The following is a 20,965-nucleotide window of genomic DNA, read 5'->3' on the forward strand; positions in this document are numbered from 1 at the left end:
GTTATGATGAATACAAAAACTATACTCATAGTAGTAATAGCTATGGTTTTGTCCTTTGGCGTAGCTTTTGTGTATTTTAACAATTTCGCTCACCCTAATAAAACGCCGGAGGTAACCTACTACAATTATTCCCCGGGAGGAGAATTTATCACGAATTTAAAGGGTGATGGTAAATTTATAAAAGTAGTAGTTGAGCTGCAAGTCACAGATCCAAAAGTCGTAAAAAAGCTTGAGGAAAACACTCCTCAGATAAGAGATGCCATAATAAGGATTTTAAGAAGTAAGACAGGACAAGAGGTAGAAGGGCCTCAAGGACAAGAAATGCTTAAAAATGACATAAAAAATGAGGTAAATAAATTGATTGGCGAAGGTAAAGTAGTGAATGTTTATTTCGATGATTTTATTGTGCAGTAGGGAGGAGGGTACCTCTTGGCAGAAATACTCTCTCAGAGTGAAATAGACGAGCTATTGAAGGCTTTTAGCCAAGGAGAAGTAAAGAATTTACAAAATGTAGAAGAAAAAAAGGCAAAAAAGATACGTGCATATGACTTTAGACGCCCTAATAAGTTTTCAAAAGAGCAGTTGAGGACTTTGCAGATGATATTTGAGAATTTTTCAAGGTCTCTTACCTCTTTTCTTTCGGGGTACCTCAGGACAATTGTAAATGTAGCAGTCATTTCTGTAGACCAATTAACCTATTATGAATTCAGTAATTCACTAAATAACCCCGTATTTATTGCCATAATTGATGCATCGCCTCTAGAGGGGCCCTTCCTCCTGGAGCTTAACAACAACACCACATATGCTATACTTGATAGGCTTCTGGGAGGGATGGGGAAGGGAGAATTTCTAGATAGAGATTATACAGAGATTGAAATAAATCTTCTTACGAAGATTGTGAGACAAGTATTGCCCTTATTGCAGGAACCATGGAGCAATATAATTGAGCTTACTCCTTCCCTCATGAGAGTGGAAACCAATTCCCAGTTTGCCCAGATCATCTCTCCCAATGAGACAGTGGCTTTATGTACTCTGTCTGTAAAAATAAATGAAACAGAGGGAATATTGAACTTCTGTATGCCCCACTTGACACTGGAGCCGATAGTTCCAAAACTTACTACAAAGTTCTGGTTTTCAAGTATGAAAAAGGAGGAAAGAGTTAATCCTGAATTGATAAAAGAAAAAATCGATAAAACCTATATTCCTTTGACGGTTGAATTGGGCCGTGCTACTGTTACAGTAAAAGACCTTTTAAACTTTGAGGTGGGAGACGTGGTAATGTTAGACAAAAAATACAATGAACCTATAGATGTAATAATAGATAAGAAAGTTAAACTACGAGGCATACCTGGCATTAAAGGGAGAAGATACAGTGTAAAAATAACAGAAGTTGTTTACAAAGGAGATGAAGAAAGTGAATGAGTTTTTGTCGCAAGAAGAAATAAATGCGCTTTTAAAGGGATTGCAGGAAAACAGCGAAGAAAAGAAGCTTACGGATGAGGAAAAAGATATATTGGGAGAAATTGGGAATATAAGTTTTGGCACCTCCGCTACGACCCTTTATACGCTTTTGAGAAATAAGGTGACAATAACGACCCCAAGAGTTTCAGTGCTTTCGTGGGATGAATTAAAGGAAGAATTCAATATCCCTTATGTGGGAGTACAGGTAGAATATACCGAAGGTTTAAAAGGGCATAATCTTTTGATTCTCAAGAAGGAAGATGTACTAAAAATTACAGACCTGATGATGGGGGGAGACGGTCGCATAGAAGAGGGAGAAATAACAGAACTTCACTTAAGTGCTGTTGGTGAGGCAATGAACCAGATGATCGGTTCAGCTGCTACCTCTCTTTCGACCTTACTGAATAAAAAGATAAATATATCTCCTCCAAAGGCTTTTATAGTTGACTTTTCTACCGCCTTGCCAGAAGACATAGCATTTCCTGATGGGGATGTGGTAAGAGTTGCTTTTAAGATGGAGGTAGGAGATATAATTGACAGTGAAATAATGCAACTTCTTCCTTTTGATTTTGCTAAAAATCTTGTGGAAACCGTCCTTCAACAAGCCACAGCCACATCTTCTTTACAAACAGCCGAAAAGGCGGTAGAAGAAAAAAATAGTAAAGGAGAATCTGGTGAAAAGATGGCTGGCGAAAAGGCCATAAAGAAGGAAGAAAAAGTACACGTAAGTCCTGTTGTTTTCCAAAGTTTTGATGAGGAAACTCAACAGGAATCGAAAGGAGAGAAGAATAATTTGGATTTGATATTGGACGTACCCCTTACTATCACTGTTGAGCTTGGCAAAACCAGAAAGCTGATAAAGGATATACTGGAACTGACAGAAGGTTCTATAATAGAGCTTGACAAGCTGGCAGGTGAACCCGTGGATATACTGGCAAATGGCAAATATATTGCCAAGGGAGAAGTAGTGGTAATTGATGAAAATTTTGGGGTGCGGATAACAGATATCGTTCATCCTAGCAAAAGAATTGGCAATATAGAATAAAGACAAGGAGGAATCATTGTGAGCAAAATATTGATTGTGGACGATGCTGCTTTCATGAGGATGATGATAAAAGACATAATATCAAAAAACAACCTTGGGAGTGTTGTAGAGGCTGAAAACGGAGCAGTGGCCGTAGAAAAATACGTACAGGAAAAACCGGATCTTGTCATAATGGATATTACCATGCCGGAAATGGATGGAATTCAGGCAGTAAAAGAAATTCGTGCAAAAGATCCCAATGCCAAGATAATAATGTGTTCTGCTATGGGACAGCAGGCAATGGTAATAGAAGCTATACAAGCGGGCGCGAAAGACTTTATAGTCAAGCCCTTTCAACCCGACAGAGTAGTAGAAGCCATCAAAAAATTATTGAAGTGAGGCGTTTTGGAGTGTCTTATTGGATTCAACTTATATGGTATTTGGTGGCGTTTTTCTTAGTGATTGGTGCTGCTTTTTACATCACTCGATTTATTGGGCAAGCTTCCGTGAAATTTAGTCAAAGCCACAATATAGAGTTATTAGATTTTGCTTCATTAGGAAGAGACAAGGGACTTTTCATCGTGAGGGTTGGAGGAAGAGTCATATTAATCGGGGTGACTAACAACAGTATAACCTATTTATTAGACCTAGAAGAACAAAAGCTTAATTTCGAAAAATCAAAGAGTTTTGCTTCAGATTTCAACGTTTCTTTAGAGAAATTTAGAAAATTCTTAAAAAAAGACGGTGATAAGTAATGGATCTAAACAACTTAGTATCATCTGTTACTTCTCCCTCTAATTTATCTACTAGTTTGCAGATTATACTTTTACTAACAGTTTTAACTCTTGCGCCTTCTATACTCATAATGATGACTTCCTTTACGAGAATAGTTATCGTGTTGGCTTTCTTAAGGAATGCTTTGGGACTTCAACAAATGCCTCCTAACCAGGTTTTGATTGGGCTGGCTCTATTTCTCACCCTTTACATAATGGCACCTGTTGGCTATGAGATAAATGATAATGCCATAAAACCTTATGTGCAAGGGCAGATAAACCAGTACGAAGCCTATGAGAGGGCAGAAAAACCTTTGAAAAATTTCATGCTGAGGCAGACCAGGCAAAGCGATTTAGCACTTTTTGTAAATATAGCAAAAATCCAGGTAGACAAAGTAGAAGATCTCCCTATGAGAGTTGTCATACCTGCTTTCATAATAAGCGAATTAAAGACAGCTTTTGAGATAGGCTTTATAATTTACATACCTTTTTTAGTGATAGATATAATTGTAGCCAGTGTGCTGATGTCGATGGGGATGTTCATGCTGCCGCCTGTTTTAATTTCACTGCCTTTTAAAGTGCTGCTTTTTGTGCTGGTAGATGGGTGGAATTTAGTAGTAAAATCTCTTATTTTGGGTTTTAGATAGGGGGATGAATAGTGACAAGTAGCATGGCGGTAGACCTTGGAAGAGAGGCATTATCTGTAGCTCTTACAGTGGCCACCCCTATGTTGGCAGTAGCCCTTGGGGTAGGGCTTTTAATAAGCATTTTTCAGGCTACGACTCAAATTCAGGAGCAAACATTATCTTTTGTACCTAAAATTGTAGCCGTACTTTTAAGTTTGATACTGTTTGGTCCCTGGATGTTGACAACTCTTGTAAACTATACGCAGAGGCTTTTTCTAAATATAAATAATTTTATTAAGTGATGTGCTATGGATATTATGAATTATATACTGCAAAACGCTCAAGTTTTTATATTACTTTTTGTAAGGATGTTGGGAATTTTCATACTTGCTCCTTTTTTTGGAACAAGACATGTTCCCACGGCTTTTAAAATAGGTTTAGGATTTTTTGCTTCTCTCCTCGTCTTTGACGTGATGCCTTCTGTTTCTGTTAACATAGACAATATTATAAGCTACTTTTTGACAGTGATCTCTGAATTTTTGATAGGACTTGTTATAGGACTTGCCTCTATGATAGCCTTTAGTGCCGTATACTTAGCAGGGCAGCTGATCGATTATCAGATTGGTTTTGGACTTGTGAATATACTGGATGTTCATAGTGAGTCACAGGTGCCTTTAATGGGAAATTTTATATACATCATGACCATCCTGATATTCATGCTTATGAATGGACATTATGTGCTTTTTACCTTTTTGGCAAAAAGCATCGAAATTATACCCATTGGGAAAGCCTATTTTGATTTTTCAGGGATATCGCAGGTTTTGACTAAAATGGTGGCAGATATGTTTGCAATAGGGTTTAGAATAAGTGTTCCCATAATATTGACTACAGTTCTGACGGATTTGGTCTTAGGGATAATTTCAAGGACAATACCGCAGCTTAATGTGTTTATGGTAGGAATGCCTGCAAAGGTGTTTGTTGGGATCTTTACACTTCTCATCATGTTGCCAATGTACATAACTGTTGTGGATGTGATATTCAACGGCATGAATGCAGACATCTTTAGATTGATGAAATTGATGATGCCAAGGTGATAAAAGTGAATAAAATAAATCTTCAACTTTTTGCAGGAGAAAAAACAGAGCCAGCTACACCTAAGAGGAGACAGGAGGCTAGAAAAAAGGGGCAGGTTTTTCAAAGTAGAGAAATAACCTCGGCTCTCGTCATAGTCATAGGTTTTTTGATGATTACCTTCTTTTTAGAGGGTTTTTTGGGGCGAGTGGGAACCCTTTTAAAATTTCTTCTTTTTACCTATTCCGGGGCAAACGATGATGTATTTAATACAATAGGAATATGGAAAATTTTTCGCTATGTTCTAAGCCAAACTGCGTTGATTGTTTTTCCTTTTGTATTTACAGTTTTTACAATAGCTTTAGCTGCTACATATTTTCAGGTGGGGTTTGTGTTTACTACAGAACCGTTGACACTAAAGTTTGAAAGATTAAACCCTGTGGAAGGATTTAAAAGGATATTCTCAAGGAGAGCGCTTTTAGAGCTTTTTAAATCCATTGCAAAAGTAGTGGTACTGTTTTACATAATGTATTCCTTTTTGGCTTCTCAGTATAAAGGAATACCCATGCTTCTTGACATGAGGGTTCAGGACCTTTTAAGGTATGTTTCTAACTTGCTTTTCGGGATTACTATAAGAGTGGGAGTTGTTCTGGTGATTTTAGGAGTTATTGATTACTTCTTTCAGTGGAGAGAATACGAAAATAGCCTCAAGATGAGCAAGGAGGACATAAAGGAGGAATTTAAGGAGACGGAGGGTAACCCTCAAATAAAAGCAGAGGTGCGAAAAAGGCAAAGACAAATATCTACTCGAAGGATGATGCAAGAATTGAAAAAGGCAGATGTAGTAATAACGAACCCCACTCATTTTGCAGTAGCTCTCATGTATGACAGTGAAGTAAATGATGCACCTGTAGTTGTAGCCAAAGGGAAAGACCTGCTGGCGCTGAAAATAAGAGAAGAGGCGGAAAAGCTTAATATACCCGTTGTAGAGAATAAACCTCTTGCTCAATCTCTCTATAATTCCACGGAAGTCGGTCAGATGATTCCACCCGAACTTTACCAGGCAGTAGCAGAAGTTCTAGCATATGTCTACAGCCTGCGAGGAGAATAAGGAGGGATATCTTGAAAACCTCTGAATTTACAATAGCGCTTTTTGTGGTTGGAATAGTTTTTTTGATAATAATTCCTGTTCCTCCTTTGGTTATGGATTTTCTGTTAATTTTCAATATCACTTTGTCTATTATAATACTTTTGACTACCATGTACGTTAAGGATTCTTTGGATTTTTACGTTTTTCCTTCGATACTTCTGGTGACTACCCTTATAAGATTGGCCCTTAATATATCAAGCACAAGGCTCATACTCACCAATGCCTATGCAGGTGGTGTCATACAAGCATTTGGAAGTTTTGTAATAGGAGGAAATCCGGTAGTAGGCTTCATAATTTTTCTAATAATCGCCATTGTACAATTTATTGTCATAACCAAGGGAGCCGAAAGAGTATCAGAGGTAGCTGCCCGTTTCACATTGGATGCTATGCCAGGAAAGCAAATGGCTATCGATGCCGACTTAAATGCTGGTATTATAACGGAGAGGGAAGCGATAGAAAGAAGAAAACAGATTCAGCAGGAAGCTAAGTTTTACGGTGCTATGGATGGAGCCAGCAAGTTTGTGAGAGGAGATGCCATAGTTTCCATAATTGTGATAATCATAAATATAATCGGTGGATTTATTATTGGAATGGCAATGAAAGGAATGGATGCAAATACTGCACTTCACACTTACACCCTTTTAACTGTTGGAGAGGGCCTTGTTAATCAAATACCTGCTCTTTTAATCTCTACTGCAACAGGTATAATTGTAACTCGCGCTTCTTCAGATTTTAATCTAGGTCTTGATATGGTACGGCAGGTATTTAGCGAGCCGCGGATTTTAAAAATTGCTTCTTTGCTTTTGTTTGCATTGGTTTTTGTACCCCTTTTGCCTAAACTTCCTCTCATTTTAATGGGAAGCTTGTTTGCTTATCTTGGATTTGCTACTACAAAAAAGGTTGAATTGAAAGAAGAGGACCAGGAAGAAAGCATAAAAGAACTCGAAAGTATAAGAGATCCGAAGAAAGTATATGAAATACTCCAGATAGACCCAATCGAGTTAGAGTTCGGATATGAGCTTATACCTCTTGCAAGCGGTGAACTTCTGGATAGGATTGTGATGATAAGGCGACAAATTGCTTTGGAACTTGGTATTGTGGTTCCAATGGTGCGCTTAAGGGACAATATACAGCTTATGCCAAATGAATATGTCATAAAGATAAAAGGAAATGAAGTGGCTCGTGGCAAAGTATATGTAGACAGATATATGGCTATGACGGCTGGAGAAATTGAAGAGGACGTAGAAGGTATAAGGGAAAGAGAACCCGCTTTTGGCCTCGAAGCTATTTGGGTAGATGAGAATGAGAGGTCTAAAGTAGAAGCGAGAGGCTATACGGTGGTAGATGTTCCTACTGTGATAGCAACGCACCTTACCCACATCATCAAGCAACACGCGCACGAGCTTTTGGGCAGACAGGAGGTGCAAAATCTCATTGACAATATAAAATCAACCCACCCGACACTCGTAGAAGAGCTGGTACCTAAAGTTATGACGGTGGGAGAAATACAGAAAGTGCTTTCAAACCTTTTAAGGGAAGGAATTCCTATTAGAGATCTTGTTACAATTTTAGAGACTTTGGCAGACTATGCTCCTGTAGCAAGAGATACTGATGTATTAACCGAATACGTGAGACAGGCTCTTGCCCGTACCATCTCGAACAAATATGCTCCTGATGGCAAGATAAAAGTGATAACCTTAGATCCTTCGGTGGAGCAAATAATATCTTCCAGCATTACACAGACTGAACACGGATCTTACCTTGCCATAGAACCTGTGACCGCACAGAGGATTTTGAGAAGCATCCAGGAGACTGCAAGAAATTTAAATATTAAGGGGATACAGCCTGTTATTCTTACTGCACCTGTTACAAGGTTTTACTTGAGAAAATTGGTAGAACAGCTTTCTCCAGATATTGCTGTTTTATCCTATAACGAGCTTTTACCCAATGTAGAAGTAATTTCTGTGGGGACGGTGAAATTGGGTGAAAATTAAAAAGTATATAGCCAATGACTTTCAAGAAGCGCTTAAGATGGTGAAAGCAGAAATGGGAAGTAATGCCGTGATTCTTCATCAACACAGGGTAAAAGAAAAAGGATTAAGGGGACTTTTTAAAAAAAGCAAGGTGGAAGTAGTAGCTGCTGTAGAGGACACTCCCTATTCCGTGCCGAAAGATATAATCACGAAAAAGGACATAAATGAACTTAAAAACCTTATAAAGACAATAGCTACAGAAAAAAATACACAAATTTTTGAAAACGGAGTAAAATCAATTACTTCGAAACTCCTTGAGTATGGTATTGAAAAGGAACTTTCTCAACTCTTAGGAGAAGGAATAGATGAACTGGATGAGGTGGGAAAAGAACTGCTTAAAAAAAGGATTAAAGCTTTTTTAGGAGCTCCTCAACCCCTTGACAGTGGCAAGAGTAAAAAGGTACTTTTTATAGGTCCTACAGGTGTAGGCAAAACTACGACGGTAGCAAAGATAGCGTCTCATCTTATTCTAAACGAAGGGAAAAAAGTAATGCTTGTTACGGCAGATGTATTTAGAATTGCTGCTTACGAACAGATTAAAAGTTATGGTGACATTTTAGGAGTGCCAGTTAGAGTGGTCAGCAATGTATTTGAATTTCACAAGCTACAACCGGAATTTAAAAATTACGATGTAGTTTTAATAGATACCGCAGGAAGAAGCCATAAAGATGAAAAGCGTGTTAATGAGCTTAAAACCTTCATGAAGTATGCCGAATGCGACGAAATATACTTATGCTTAAGTGCTACCACAAGGCCTCAAGATTTAAAAGAAGTAATAAAAAAATACGATTTTGCGGGAAATTATAAGCTTATATTTACAAAGTTGGACGAGACGGACAACTATAGTTCTATATTGAATGCAGTTTATTATTCCGGGCAACCAATTTCTTATTTCACAAACGGGCAAATAGTACCGGATGATTTGATGCTTGCAGACAGCGAAATCATTTTTTCAAGTATAGTAAAGGGGTATTAAAGCGATGGACCAGGCAGAAAGCTTGAGAAGATTGGTTTCCCAGCAAAAGGCTATCAAAAAGAGCAGAGTAGTGACGATAAGCGGAGGAAAAGGAGGGATAGGCAAAACTTGCATATCAGTAAACTTGTCCTTGGCATTAAAAAAACTGGGCTACAACGTCACCATAATTGATGCTGATTTAGGGTTTTCGAATGTAGAAATTGAAATGGGTGTAACTTCTAGATATACGCTGTTTGATGTCTTGTACAATAACAAAATGATAACAGAAGTGATAAGTGAAGGTCCACTGGGAGTTAAATACATTTCCTCTGGAGGAGATTTTGCTTCTGTTGGCGAAGGGGTTGATTTGTCTCTTTTCCTTAGCAATATTAAAATTTTAGACTATTATTCCGATTTTATTATTATAGATACAGGTGCAGGTCTTAACAAAGTGGTAAACCAATTTCTAAAAGCGGCAGATGAGGTAATATTGATAGTTACTCCTGAACCTACTTCCATAATGGATGCTTATACGTTGATAAAACATTCATTAGTTGAAGAGAAAAAAAAGATAAATATCATCATTAATAAGGCAAAGAACTTTGAAGAATACAGAAAAATTTATAAAAGATTTGAAGCAGTAGTAAACAATTATCTTGGAGTAGAACTTTCAGATCTGGGATATCTGGAAATTGATGAAAAGATGACTGAGTGCATAATCGAACAGACTCCCATAATCATCAAATACCATAATGGTAAGACAGCAAAAAGGTTTCTTCAAATTGCTGCTAAATTAGCTAATGAGCCTCCTCCCGAAGAATCAAAAGGGTTGTGGGGGATTTTTGCGAGACTTTTAAACAAAGATAGAGGGAGGATGTAAATGAATCAAGTAAACTTACAACCGGGACAGAAAATTAAAATCGGATTAAATGAAGGAAAGGTCATGTACTCTTCCCAGGTGCAGGATGTATCAAGGGATGGAACTTTGCTGGTTGACACTCCAGTTTACCGCGGTCACCTTGTACCTATAAGGGTTGATTCTATTGTCCAAGTTATTTACTTTACAAAGCAGGGACTTTTCATATTCTACGCAAAGGTTTTGAACAGGTTCTCAGGTAGCATACCGCTTTTAGAATTAATGCCTATAAGCGGTGTAGAAAGATTGCAGAGAAGGAAGTACTTTAGGCTGGAAAAATTAATACCCTTTACTTACAAAATAGTAGGTGAAGATGAAGAATACAGGGGAATGATACAAGACATAAGTGGTGGGGGGTTAAGATGTCAAGTAGACAAAAAATTAGAGGTAGGAACTCAGATAGAATGTAATTTTATCTTGGATGAAGAGGTAAGGGTCATAGGGAAAGTTGTGAGATATGAAGAGGGTTTAGAAAAGGGATATGAAATAGGCGTTTGTTATGTGGACATAGATGAAAAAATGAGAGAAAAGATAATACGCTACATATTTGAAGAGCAGAGAAAAATAAGGCAAAAAGGGATTGAATAGGGTATGAAAGACAAATGCATTGTACTGATTGGGTCTTCTACTGGGGGTCCGAGAGCCTTAGAATACCTTCTTTCCAGTTTACCTGAAGATATAGGGGTACCTTTGGTGGTGGTTCAACATATGCCGCAAAGGTTCACAGGCCTTATGGCGGAAAGGCTCAACATAAAGTGCAGGATAAAGGTTAAAGAGGCAGAGGATAATGAAGTAATAAGAAATAATGTAGCTTATATAACTCCGGGAGATAAACATCTAATTCTTGAAAAGGAAGGGGAGAAAGTCAAAGTAAAGCTCGTTGAACAATTCGATTCTATCTATAAACCATCAATAGATGCGACTTTTATAAGTGCTTCAAAACTTGATTACTGCATAATAGCTGTTATACTAACAGGAATGGGAAGTGATGGAGCAAAGGGGATAAGATTTTTAAAAGATAAAAATGCTTACATAATTTCTCAAGATGTAGAATCTTCTATTGCAAAAGGGATGCCCTATAGTGCTATAAAAACAGGGGTTGTAGACAAGGTCTTGCCTTTAGATAAGATTCCGCAGGAAATAATAGAGAAAGTGAGGGAGTTTTATGGAAACCAATCAATACATTGAAATATTTATTGAGGAATCTCAAGAGCACATAGAAAATTTAAACGCTAACCTCCTTCTTTTAGAAAAAGACCCTCAGAATAGGAGCGTGATCGACGAAATTTTTCGGTCTGCTCATACCCTAAAAGGAATGGCGGCTACAATGGGCTTTGAAAATATGAACAGGTTGGCCCACAAAATGGAGGATATTCTTCAAGAGATAAAAAATGGTAGAATCTCTATTAACAGCGCTATAATGGATGTGCTTTTCAAAGGCGTAGATGTATTGAGTGAAATGGTAAGTTCTATATCACAAACAGGAGAAGATTTTCCAGCCGACGAGGTGATATTTCTATTATCTGGCATAAAAGAGAAAGATTCTGATGAGAAAGCTCTCTTAACCTCCTCATATGATAATAATTCTATTAATGAGTATGAAGAAGATGTGATAAGAGAGGCCTATAAAGAAAATTACAGGGCTTTTAGAATAACCATCGACATAGACAAAGGTTGCATGATGAAGTCGGCCAGAGCTTTTGTCATTTTTAACAGCCTCGACAAGCTGGGAGAAATAATAAATTCTTTTCCTCCGGTGGAAGATATAGAAGATGAAAAATTTGACTATACCTTTACCCTTCATTTTCTTACAAAAGAAGATAAAGAAAAACTAAAAGAAACCCTTTTATCCATACCTGAAGTAGAAAAGGTAGAGATAGAAGAAATACATGTAACTTCTTTAAAAGAAGAAAACGAGGATGTAAAGATTTTAGAAGCAACTAAAAAAACATTAAGCTCGAATAAAACTTCCAAAAGTGTAAGGGTTGATATAGACAGGTTAGACAATCTGATGAATCTTGTTAGTGAACTTATAATAATAAAGACCAGGTTAGAGGGTTTAGAAGCTGAGAACAAAAATCCAGAGACTTCAAGTGCAATTGAATATCTAGAAAGAATTACTACAAGTTTACACGACGCGGTTATGAAGGTAAGAATGGTCCCGGTAGAAAGAGTTTTTAATAGATTTCCAAGAATGGTTAGAGATCTGTCCCTTGAACTCGGAAAGAAAATTAATCTTAACATGTACGGGCAAGATACAGAAGTAGATAGAACCGTGATAGATGAGATAGGGGATCCTCTTGTTCACCTTATAAGAAATTCTATTGACCATGGGATAGAACCACCAGAAGAGAGGCAAAGAAAAGGCAAGCCTTCAGTAGGTACTATCAATTTGAAAGCCTACCATGAAGGTAACAATGTGATAATAGAAGTAAGTGATGATGGGAGAGGAATTGACATTGAAAAGGTGAAGGAAAAAGCTATTGAAAGAGGTATATATACTGAAGAGCAAATTGCAAATCTTTCAAAAGATAAAATATTTGAGATTTTATTCAAGCCAGGTTTCAGTACAGCAGATAAAGTTACAGATATTTCTGGAAGAGGCGTGGGATTGGATGTAGTTAAAAATAAGATCGAATCTTTAAATGGCACAATTGAAGTTTTTTCTGACCTTGATAAAGGTACAAAATTTTTAATAAAACTTCCTCTGACTCTTGCCATAATTCAAGCTTTACTAGTGAGAGTAGGGGATGAAAAGTTTGCGATACCTTTAAATTCTATTTCTGAGATAATACACAAAAAAGAAGAAGAGATAAGAAATGTTCAAGGGAAAGAAATAGTGCTTTATAGAGGCAAAGTAATACCAATAATACGCCTAAATGAAGTACTTCAGACCAAAAAAACTCAAACAAATGGCAACTTGGTCTGTGTGATAATAAAAAAAGGAGAGAACCTCGCTTGCTGTACGGTGGACGATTTAATAGGGCAGCAGGAAATAGTTATTAAGCCGCTAGGGAAATACTTGTCCAATGTCAAAATAATTGCGGGAGCGACAATATTAGGGGATGGGCAGGTAGCATTGATTGTAGATGCCAATAATTTGTTCTAAATGGGAGGGAGGACTTTGGGTCTTTTTGTTGTGGCCAGGATAGAAGATGAGGAATATGCTATAGGAATTGAAAAGGTACAGACTATAGAAAAGATTTTGCCTATAACAAGAGTACCTCAGACAGAAAATTATGTTAAAGGGGTTATAAACCTAAGAGGGGAAATAATACCGGTAATATCCTTACGGTTGAAATTAGGGCTTCCTGAAAAAGAATACGATGAAGACACGAGAATAGTAGTCTTAAAGGATGAAGACATGGTGGTGGGGCTTATCGTAGATAATGCTAATGAAGTAGTAGATATCAAAGAAGAAGATATGGACAGGCTTTCTTTTAGCGAAGGTAAAGAGGAGTATTCGAAATTTGTTACTACAGTTGGAAAAATCAAAGATAGGGTACTTTTACTACTGGACTTGCACAGACTTTTAGGGATTGGGATGTGAGAGATGTGGATATAAACAGGTTAAATGAGATATATTTAGATGTTTTAAAAGAATTAGGCAATATAGGAGCTGGAAATGCTATAACAGCACTTTCTACTATGATAGGCAAGAAAGTGGACATGAAAGTTCCTACTATAAAAATTTTAGAACTAATAGAAGTTCCAGACATATTTGGGTCTCCTGATACCGTGATCGTAGGAATATACTTCGGGCTTGATGGAGACGTAAAAGGGAACATTTTATTTGCTTTGGACCTTAAAAGTGCTTCTTCTCTCATATGGAATCTCATGGGAATAGAAGCAAAAGAAGAATTTGACGACCTTGAAAAGTCTGCACTAGAGGAAATTGGAAATATAATGGCAGGAAGTTATGTAGCTTCTCTTTCTACTCTTACTTCCCTCAACATGAAGATATCGCCTCCTGCGTTGAGCATAGACATGGCGGGAGCCATTTTAAGCGTTCCTGCAATACAGTATGGAGAGATTTCCGATAAGATACTGTTTATAGAAACAGAGTTTATAGAAGGGGAAAGGCTGATAAAAGGAGATTTTTTCCTTATACCTGATATAAATTCTTTTGATTTGATATTAAAGGCGCTTGGGGTTGAAGTAAATGGAGAACAAAATTCTTAGGGTTGGAATGGCAGATGCAAAAGTTACAAAAAGTCCGGGGATATTGACCACAATCGGGCTGGGGTCTTGCGTAGGTATCGTACTTTATGACCCTATTTCAAAAATTGCGGGGCTCGTACATATCATGCTCCCTTATAGCAACAAAATCTCGGACAACTCCAACAAACTAAAGTTTGCAGATACTGGAATAGAACTCTTAGTAGAACAAATGGTAAAAGAGGGAGCAAATTCCAAAAGACTGATAAGCAAAATAGCTGGAGGCGCGCAAATGTTTTCATCTAAAATAAATTCTGACCTCATGAATATAGGAGAAAGAAACGTGTTAGCCACAAAAGAAATCTTAAAAAAATTTGGTATACCCATTGTGGCAGAAGATACGGGAGGGAATTACGGAAGAACGATAGAATTTTACTCGGAAGACGGAAAACTTTTAGTAAAGACAATAGGTCATGGTGTCAGGTACATATAAAAAATAGAAACTGGGGGAATTCATATGTCAGTAGTGGAGGAGGATGTTTGGAAAATTTACGACTTTCAAAAGGACCTTGATGCGAGGAATGAAGTTATAGTGAGATATCTGCCATTAGTGAAACACATAGTAAAAAAGCTTGTTATATCGGATATAGCGCAGTCAGAATACGAAGACCTCATCCATCAAGGAATTTTGGGGTTAATAGACGCTATTGAAAAATACCAGCCAGACAAGGGCGTAAAATTTGAAACGTATGCTACTTTAAGGATAAGGGGAGAAATCATAGATTACCTAAGAAAAAGGGACTGGATGCCTAGAAGCCTGAAGAAGAAGTATAAAAAAATTGAAGAGACAGTTGAAAAACTTCAGCAAAAGTATAATAGAGAACCTACTGTAGAAGAGATAACGGAGGCTTGTGGATTAGAAGAAGAAGAGGTGTTAAAGACTTTAAGCTATATAAATGTGTCAAATATCAATTCTTTAGAAGAAGCTATTGAGAACAACCTGAGACTTCGTTCTATCTCAGAAATAGATTTAAAAAATCCGGAAGATGAACTTCTCTATAAAGAACTAAAGAAAAAGCTCGCCCAGGCAATTGAAAAATTGTCAGAAAAAGAAAGACTTGTAATCACTCTTTATTATTATGAGGACTTAAATTACAAAGATATAAGCAAGATACTTAATTTGACAGAATCACGTATTTCTCAAATTCATTCCAAAGCCATAAAAAAAATACGGGAGATGATGGGCGAGTATTTTTAAAATGGGGGCTTTGAAATGGATGGAAAAAAATATAGGGTGTTGGTAGAGGTTTCAAGGGATAGACAGCAGGCTTATATTTCATTAGTCGAAGATCCTGAAGGAATTATTCCAACACAGGAAGAGATATTAAGGGTATTGGCTTCTTATAAAGTAATTTATGGGATAAAATTGAATATCGTAGAGGAAATTTGCAGGAATCCCCAGAATGCAAAGTACGTCCTGGTTGCAGAAGGGAAAAAGCCTGTAAATGGAGAAGATGGAAAGATCGTTTTTATGATAGACATCCATTCTTCTACTACCCCTAAAATATTGGAGGATGGAACTGTAGATTATAAGAATCTTAACCTCTTCAAAAACGTTAAAAAAGGTCAAATCATAGCACAAAGGATTCCTCCTACACAGGGAGAACCCGGGAAAAACGTTTTTGGAGAACCCATTCCCGCAATTAAAGGCAAAGATGTGCGCCTTCCACTGGGCAAAAATACCTATATAGAGGGCGATAATTTAATTGCTGCAGTGGATGGACATATAGTGGCAGTGAACAATAAAGTAGAAGTTCGGACTCTTTTGGAAGTAAAAGAAGTAGATACCTCTGTTGGCAATATAAAAACTGTTGCGAGTGTAAAAATAACCGGGAATGTAAAATCAGGATTTGTTGTGGAAAGTGAGGGCAATATAGAAATCTTTGGAGTCGTTGAAGCCGCTACTATAATTGCTAAAGGAAATATAAACATCCACAAAGGAATCCAAGGAGGAGGAAAGGCAAAAATCATTGCAGAGGGGAACGTAACTGCTCGTTACTTTCAAAATTGCAGTGTAGAAGCAGGAGGAGACGTTTTTGGAGAGGCAATAATCTATTCAGATGTGAAGGCAGGGGGAAATGTTAAGCTTTTGGGAAATAAAAGCCAGATTATAGGGAGTAGAGTCGTGGCAGGAAGAGAAATTTATGCTGCTATTGTTGGTTCCAAGATGGGAACGTATACTGAACTTCAGGTGGGAATAATCCCCCAAAAGCGTTTGAAAATAGCGGAATTAATATATCAAATAGAAGAAAACCGGTCTGCTATGGAAAAACTTCGTAAAATAATAAGCTATCTCGAAAAATTTGAAAAACTCCCCCCTGAGAAACAGGAAATAAAAGAAAAGGCAGAAAAGTCCTTGGAAGAACTTTCATATACCAATCATCATTTAGAAGAAGAGTTGAGGATTTTGAACGAAGAAATAAAGACTTCTAGTTCTGGGATAGTAAAGGTTTTGGATACAATTTTCCCGGGAACAAAACTTGTAATTGACGATGCAGTTTTAAAAATTAAGGAACCTATAAAATATGCCATGTTTGTAAAAAAAGAAGATGAAGTAAAATTCTTCCCTCTAAAGTGAGGCGATAAAATATGACTGCTCCAAATCCCATAGATTTAAAGTCCATACTTCCGCGAACGGTAGAAGTTGGTAATTTAAAGCAGGTGGACCTTCAAAAGCCTAATGTTTACTCCCAGCAGTTATCGGTTTCTATAAACAGAGAAAATGAAATAAAAAAATCTAAGACCAATGAGTTAGAAAAATCTGAGAAAACCTATATAAAAGAAAAAGGATTTCGCGACAGAAAAGAAGAACAAAAAGGCAGGAAAAAGGATAAACAAAAAAATATAGGGCATATTGACATTAAAATATAATTACGGATATTGACATTTGGGAGAATATATAATATAGTATTCATTGGCAGTTATCACACACGCCTGAGGATTGCAAAAAGGGTGCCCTAAAAGGGTCTTTTTGCAAGATGAATTGGGCGGAGGAATAACCATCAAGGAGGTGTATTTATGTCAATAGTGTCAATGAAGCAACTGCTGGAAGCAGGAGTTCATTTCGGCCATCAGACAAGAAGATGGAACCCTAAAATGGCACCGTATATTTTTACCGAAAGAAATGGAATTTATATCATCGACTTACAGCAAACAGTAGAAAAATTGGAGCAAGCTTATGAGTTTGTAAAGAAGTTAGTAATGGATGGAGGTACCATACTTTTTGTCGGGACGAAAAAACAGGCTCAAGAGTCAATAAAAGAAGAAGCAGAAAGGTGTGGAATGTTTTACGTAAACCAGAGGTGGCTGGGTGGCACGCTTACCAATTTCAAAACGATTAGGACAAGGATTCAGCGTTTGAAAGAACTCAAAAAGATGGAAGAGGATGGAACTTTTGAAGTGTTACCTAAAAAGGAAGTTATAAGGCTTAGAAAAGAAAAGGAGAGGTTACAGAAGTTTTTAGGTGGAATTGAAAACATGGAGTCTTTGCCTTCTGCTTTGTTTATTGTGGACCCGAAAAAGGAAGCCATTGCGGTGTCTGAAGCTAGAGCCCTTGAAATCCCGATAGTTGCGATTGTGGATACAAACTGCGACCCTGAGTTAATAGATTACCCAATACCCGGCAACGATGACGCTATAAGAGCTGTGAAGTTGATTACTTCCAAAATTGCCGATGCTGTCTTAGAAGGCAAACAGGGTGAGCAGTTTGAGGCTGCTGAAGAATAAATCTTTATGTTGGTGGTAGGGAAGCTTCCTTACCACTAAATTTATACTAAAAACAAGGAGGTACTTGTTACAATGATATCTGCACAAGCTGTGAAAGAGTTAAGAGAAAGAACTGGTGCAGGCATGATGGACTGCAAAAATGCTTTAATTGAAGCGAATGGTGATATAGAAAAGGCTATAGATATTTTAAGAGAAAAAGGATTAGCTGCAGCTGCTAAAAAAGCAGGGAGAACAGCCAATGAAGGCTTGGTAGAGGCTTACATACATGGTGGCGGCAGAATTGGCGTGCTTGTGGAAGTAAATTGTGAGACGGATTTTGTGGCGAATACAGAGGAATTTAGAAATTTTGTTAAGGAAGTTTGCATGCAAATTGCTGCTGCTAATCCAAAGTATATTTCAAGGGAAGATGTTCCGCAAGAAGTTATAGAGAAAGAAAAGGAAATCTTAAAGGCTCAGGCTTTAAATGAAGGAAAGCCTGCTAACGTTATTGACAGAATAGTCGAAGGTCGTTTGGAAAAATTTTATAAAGAAAATTGCCTTCTTGAACAAGAGTACATTAGAGACCCTGAAAAAACCGTAAAGGATTTGCTGAACGAAATGATAGCAAAACTTGGAGAGAATATTGTAATAAGGAGATTTGCAAGGTTTGAGAGGGGAGAAGGCATAGAAAAATAAAGGGACACTGATGTGTCCCCTTTTTATGAAATTTTGAAATTTTAGAAGGATTTTTTGAAATTATATAGAAACTTATATAAGAATGGGGTGTTATTGTGTCATCAGTAGTGTATAAAAGGGTAGTTCTGAAAATCTCAGGCGAAGCCTTGGCCGGAGACAAAGAGTTTGGAATAGACTTTAATGTAGTAAATAGGATTGCGGATGAGATAAAGGAAGTGCGGGAATTGGGGGTACAAATCGGGTTAGTAGTCGGAGGCGGTAATATCTGGCGAGGTCGAGATGCAGTGGGGATGGACAGAACTACTGCTGACCACATGGGAATGCTCGCGACAGTCATAAATGCTCTGGCTTTGCAAGATGCGTTGGAGCAAAGAGGGGTTCCCACAAGGGTGCAAACTGCAATAGAGATGAGGGCAATTGCAGAACCATATATTCGCAGGAGAGCTATAAGACACTTAGAAAAAGGGCGCGTAGTCATTTTTGCAGCAGGTACTGGTAATCCCTTCTTTTCCACAGACACTGCAGCTTCATTAAGGGCTGCCGAAATAGACGCCGAAGTGATACTCCTTGCCAAAAAAGTGGATGGCGTTTATGACAAAGACCCCCTCAAGCACAAAGATGCGGTCAAGTTTAAAGAATTGAGCTATTTAGATGTTTTAAACAAGGGATTAGGAGTCATGGATTCTACTGCGACTTCCCTCTGTATGGACAATAAAATCCCCATCATCGTTTTTGACCTAACCACTTATGGTAATATCAAGAAAGTAGTTATGGGAAATGATATTGGGACAATTGTAAAGGAGGGCTAATATGAGCGATTATCTGAAAGATAGTGAAGAAAGGATGAAAAAAACTCTAAATATCTTAAAGAGTGAGCTTGCTACAATACGTGCAGGAAGAGCCAATCCGGCTCTTTTAGACCGTATTACAGTGAATTACTATGGGACTCCGACTCCTTTAAACAGGCTTGCTACTATTACTGCTCCTGAGCCAAGGGTGCTGATCGTTCAGCCTTGGGATGTGTCTCAGATAGGTGAAATAGAAAAAGCCATACAGAAATCCGACTTAGGAATTAACCCGGTTTCTGATGGAAAGGTGCTAAGACTGGTTCTTCCTGAGCTTACAGAGGAAAGAAGAAAAGAACTTGTAAAGTTGGTTCATAAAAAGGCTGAAGAAGCTAAAATTGCCGTGAGGCAGATAAGAAGAGATGCCAATGACCTTGTCAAAAAAATGGAAAAAGATGGAGAAATATCCGAAGACGAGAGAAAGCGTAGAGAAGAAGAAATTCAGAAATTAACCGATAAATACATTAAAGAGATAGATAAGGTAGTAGAGGCTAAGGAAAAGGAGATAATGGAGATTTGAAGTACTATGACTTGATTGGAAGAGACCTTGAAGAAGTTCTCAAACAACTGGAAGGGGAAAATAAGAAAATTGAAATTGTGGAGACCAAACCGATTTTTAAATATGAAGGGAAGACATTTAAAGTCGTCCGGATAAAAGAAAAGGATGAGTTCATAGAGATAACGGTTGTCCGTATATGATCCCCCTCCTTTTGAAGGGGGATCCTTGTCCAAATGAGGAGGAAAATATATGTTTTTTTTCAATGAAGAAAGACTTTTAAAAAAACTTGATAAAGAACGGTTACCACAGCACATAGCCATTATAATGGACGGAAATGGTAGGTGGGCTCAAAAAAGAGGATTACCCAGGATTTATGGTCATAAAGCAGGAGTAAATGCGGTAAGAGAGGTCATAAGAGCTAGCGGAGAACTTCAAATAAAGTATTTAACGCTTTATGCTTTTTCTACAGAAAATTGGAAAAGACCTAAGGAAGAAGTAAATTTTCTTATGGACCTACTTGTAGAATACCTTTCTAAAGAGGTAGATGAACTCAATAAAAATAATGTAGTACTAAGATTCATTGGGGATATAACAAAACTACCTAAAAAGTGCCAGTCAGTTATAGAAAGGGCGGAAAAGTTGACCGAAGGTAATACAGGCCTTGTTGTAAATATTGCTTTAAATTACGGTGGAAGAGATGAAATTGTAAAAGCCACCCGGCGTATATGCAAAAAAGTTCTTGATGGAGAACTTTCACCAGAAGAAATAACGGAGGAGATAATATCCCATCATCTGTACACCGCTTTTCAGCCGGATCCTGACCTTATCATACGCACAAGCGGCGAGAAAAGGCTTAGTAATTTTTTGCTCTGGCAGTCTGCTTATTCAGAGTTTTGGTTTACCGAGGTCTTGTGGCCCGATTTTAAAAAGAAGCATCTTCTTGAAGCTCTGCTTTACTACCAGACTCGTAAGAGAAGATTTGGGGGAGTTTAA

General features: G+C 37.6%; 27 protein-coding genes. All 27 read left to right on the forward strand.

Going from position 1 to position 20,965, the window contains the following annotated elements:
• The first annotated feature begins 6 nt into the window (after window positions 1–6).
• Window positions 7–414, forward strand: a complete 408-nt coding sequence (locus ACPLVE_RS00435; protein WP_424608828.1) for a flagellar basal body-associated FliL family protein — start codon at window positions 7–9, stop codon at window positions 412–414.
• Window positions 415–429: 15 nt separating this feature from the next.
• Window positions 430–1,422, forward strand: coding sequence for a flagellar motor switch protein FliM (gene fliM, locus ACPLVE_RS00440; protein ID WP_424608830.1), 993 nt, complete (start codon window positions 430–432; stop codon window positions 1,420–1,422).
• Window positions 1,415–2,506, forward strand: coding sequence for a flagellar motor switch phosphatase FliY (fliY, locus tag ACPLVE_RS00445; protein ID WP_424608832.1), 1,092 nt, complete (start codon window positions 1,415–1,417; stop codon window positions 2,504–2,506). The genes fliM and fliY overlap by 8 nt, the downstream gene beginning before the upstream one ends.
• Window positions 2,507–2,524: 18 nt before the next feature.
• Window positions 2,525–2,884, forward strand: coding sequence for a response regulator (locus tag ACPLVE_RS00450; protein WP_424608833.1), 360 nt, complete (start codon window positions 2,525–2,527; stop codon window positions 2,882–2,884).
• Between the two features lie 11 nt (window positions 2,885–2,895).
• Window positions 2,896–3,240 (forward strand): flagellar biosynthetic protein FliO, encoded by a 345-nt coding sequence (gene fliO / locus ACPLVE_RS00455; protein ID WP_424608835.1) that lies wholly within the window; start codon window positions 2,896–2,898, stop codon window positions 3,238–3,240.
• Window positions 3,240–3,905 carry a flagellar type III secretion system pore protein FliP gene (gene fliP, locus ACPLVE_RS00460; RefSeq protein ID WP_424608837.1) on the forward strand — a complete coding sequence of 222 codons (666 nt, stop codon included), beginning with the start codon at window positions 3,240–3,242 and terminating at the stop codon, window positions 3,903–3,905. Before fliO ends, fliP begins: the two co-directional genes overlap by 1 nt.
• A 23-nt stretch (window positions 3,906–3,928) precedes the next feature.
• Window positions 3,929–4,186: a flagellar biosynthesis protein FliQ gene (gene fliQ / locus ACPLVE_RS00465; protein WP_424609160.1), complete on the forward strand. Its 258-nt coding sequence runs from the start codon at window positions 3,929–3,931 to the stop codon at window positions 4,184–4,186.
• A 6-nt stretch (window positions 4,187–4,192) separates the two neighbouring features.
• Complete coding sequence (fliR, locus tag ACPLVE_RS00470; protein WP_424608839.1) at window positions 4,193–4,978, forward strand: flagellar biosynthetic protein FliR; 786 nt, start codon at window positions 4,193–4,195, stop codon at window positions 4,976–4,978.
• Window positions 4,975–6,066 carry a flagellar biosynthesis protein FlhB gene (gene flhB / locus ACPLVE_RS00475; RefSeq protein WP_424608841.1) on the forward strand — a complete coding sequence of 364 codons (1,092 nt, stop codon included), beginning with the start codon at window positions 4,975–4,977 and terminating at the stop codon, window positions 6,064–6,066. The genes fliR and flhB overlap by 4 nt, the downstream gene beginning before the upstream one ends.
• A gap of 11 nt (window positions 6,067–6,077) precedes the next feature.
• Window positions 6,078–8,099 (forward strand): flagellar biosynthesis protein FlhA, encoded by a 2,022-nt coding sequence (gene flhA, locus ACPLVE_RS00480; RefSeq protein WP_424608843.1) that lies wholly within the window; start codon window positions 6,078–6,080, stop codon window positions 8,097–8,099.
• Window positions 8,089–9,114, forward strand: a complete 1,026-nt coding sequence (locus ACPLVE_RS00485) for an AAA family ATPase (protein WP_424608845.1) — start codon at window positions 8,089–8,091, stop codon at window positions 9,112–9,114. Before flhA ends, ACPLVE_RS00485 begins: the two co-directional genes overlap by 11 nt.
• Before the next feature lie 4 nt (window positions 9,115–9,118).
• Complete coding sequence (locus tag ACPLVE_RS00490) at window positions 9,119–9,973, forward strand: MinD/ParA family ATP-binding protein (protein WP_424608847.1); 855 nt, start codon at window positions 9,119–9,121, stop codon at window positions 9,971–9,973.
• Window positions 9,974–10,597, forward strand: a complete 624-nt coding sequence (locus ACPLVE_RS00495) for a flagellar brake protein (RefSeq protein WP_424608848.1) — start codon at window positions 9,974–9,976, stop codon at window positions 10,595–10,597. It begins immediately after the preceding gene.
• Between the two features lie 3 nt (window positions 10,598–10,600).
• Complete coding sequence (locus tag ACPLVE_RS00500) at window positions 10,601–11,197, forward strand: CheB methylesterase domain-containing protein (protein ID WP_424608850.1); 597 nt, start codon at window positions 10,601–10,603, stop codon at window positions 11,195–11,197.
• Window positions 11,175–13,118 carry a chemotaxis protein CheW gene (locus tag ACPLVE_RS00505; RefSeq protein WP_424608852.1) on the forward strand — a complete coding sequence of 648 codons (1,944 nt, stop codon included), beginning with the start codon at window positions 11,175–11,177 and terminating at the stop codon, window positions 13,116–13,118. Before ACPLVE_RS00500 ends, ACPLVE_RS00505 begins: the two co-directional genes overlap by 23 nt.
• A 15-nt stretch (window positions 13,119–13,133) precedes the next feature.
• Window positions 13,134–13,559, forward strand: coding sequence for a chemotaxis protein CheW (locus ACPLVE_RS00510; RefSeq protein ID WP_424608854.1), 426 nt, complete (start codon window positions 13,134–13,136; stop codon window positions 13,557–13,559).
• Window positions 13,556–14,191 carry a chemotaxis protein CheC gene (locus ACPLVE_RS00515; protein ID WP_424608856.1) on the forward strand — a complete coding sequence of 212 codons (636 nt, stop codon included), beginning with the start codon at window positions 13,556–13,558 and terminating at the stop codon, window positions 14,189–14,191. The genes ACPLVE_RS00510 and ACPLVE_RS00515 overlap by 4 nt, the downstream gene beginning before the upstream one ends.
• The gene (locus tag ACPLVE_RS00520; protein WP_424608857.1) at window positions 14,172–14,660 is read left to right on the forward strand and encodes a chemotaxis protein CheD; all 489 of its coding nucleotides are present in this window, start codon (window positions 14,172–14,174) and stop codon (window positions 14,658–14,660) included. The genes ACPLVE_RS00515 and ACPLVE_RS00520 overlap by 20 nt, the downstream gene beginning before the upstream one ends.
• Window positions 14,661–14,684: 24 nt before the next feature.
• Entirely contained in the window at window positions 14,685–15,425 is a 741-nt protein-coding gene (locus ACPLVE_RS00525) for a FliA/WhiG family RNA polymerase sigma factor (RefSeq protein WP_424608859.1), read from the forward strand.
• A gap of 15 nt (window positions 15,426–15,440) precedes the next feature.
• Complete coding sequence (locus ACPLVE_RS00530) at window positions 15,441–16,805, forward strand: DUF342 domain-containing protein (protein WP_424608860.1); 1,365 nt, start codon at window positions 15,441–15,443, stop codon at window positions 16,803–16,805.
• An 11-nt stretch (window positions 16,806–16,816) separates the two neighbouring features.
• The gene (locus ACPLVE_RS00535; protein ID WP_424608862.1) at window positions 16,817–17,098 is read left to right on the forward strand and encodes a hypothetical protein; all 282 of its coding nucleotides are present in this window, start codon (window positions 16,817–16,819) and stop codon (window positions 17,096–17,098) included.
• A gap of 147 nt (window positions 17,099–17,245) precedes the next feature.
• Window positions 17,246–17,953 carry a 30S ribosomal protein S2 gene (gene rpsB / locus ACPLVE_RS00540; protein ID WP_424608864.1) on the forward strand — a complete coding sequence of 236 codons (708 nt, stop codon included), beginning with the start codon at window positions 17,246–17,248 and terminating at the stop codon, window positions 17,951–17,953.
• A gap of 72 nt (window positions 17,954–18,025) precedes the next feature.
• Complete coding sequence (gene tsf / locus ACPLVE_RS00545) at window positions 18,026–18,628, forward strand: translation elongation factor Ts (RefSeq protein ID WP_424608866.1); 603 nt, start codon at window positions 18,026–18,028, stop codon at window positions 18,626–18,628.
• Between the two features lie 95 nt (window positions 18,629–18,723).
• Window positions 18,724–19,437 carry a UMP kinase gene (gene pyrH, locus ACPLVE_RS00550; protein WP_424608868.1) on the forward strand — a complete coding sequence of 238 codons (714 nt, stop codon included), beginning with the start codon at window positions 18,724–18,726 and terminating at the stop codon, window positions 19,435–19,437.
• A 1-nt stretch (window position 19,438) separates the two neighbouring features.
• Window positions 19,439–19,993, forward strand: coding sequence for a ribosome recycling factor (gene frr, locus ACPLVE_RS00555; protein WP_424608870.1), 555 nt, complete (start codon window positions 19,439–19,441; stop codon window positions 19,991–19,993).
• Window positions 19,990–20,172 carry a hypothetical protein gene (locus tag ACPLVE_RS00560; protein ID WP_424608871.1) on the forward strand — a complete coding sequence of 61 codons (183 nt, stop codon included), beginning with the start codon at window positions 19,990–19,992 and terminating at the stop codon, window positions 20,170–20,172. The genes frr and ACPLVE_RS00560 overlap by 4 nt, the downstream gene beginning before the upstream one ends.
• A gap of 49 nt (window positions 20,173–20,221) precedes the next feature.
• Entirely contained in the window at window positions 20,222–20,965 is a 744-nt protein-coding gene (locus ACPLVE_RS00565; protein ID WP_424608873.1) for an isoprenyl transferase, read from the forward strand.

Source organism: Caldanaerobacter sp., from assembly GCF_049701115.1.
GTDB lineage: Bacteria > Bacillota > Thermoanaerobacteria > Thermoanaerobacterales > Thermoanaerobacteraceae > Thermoanaerobacter.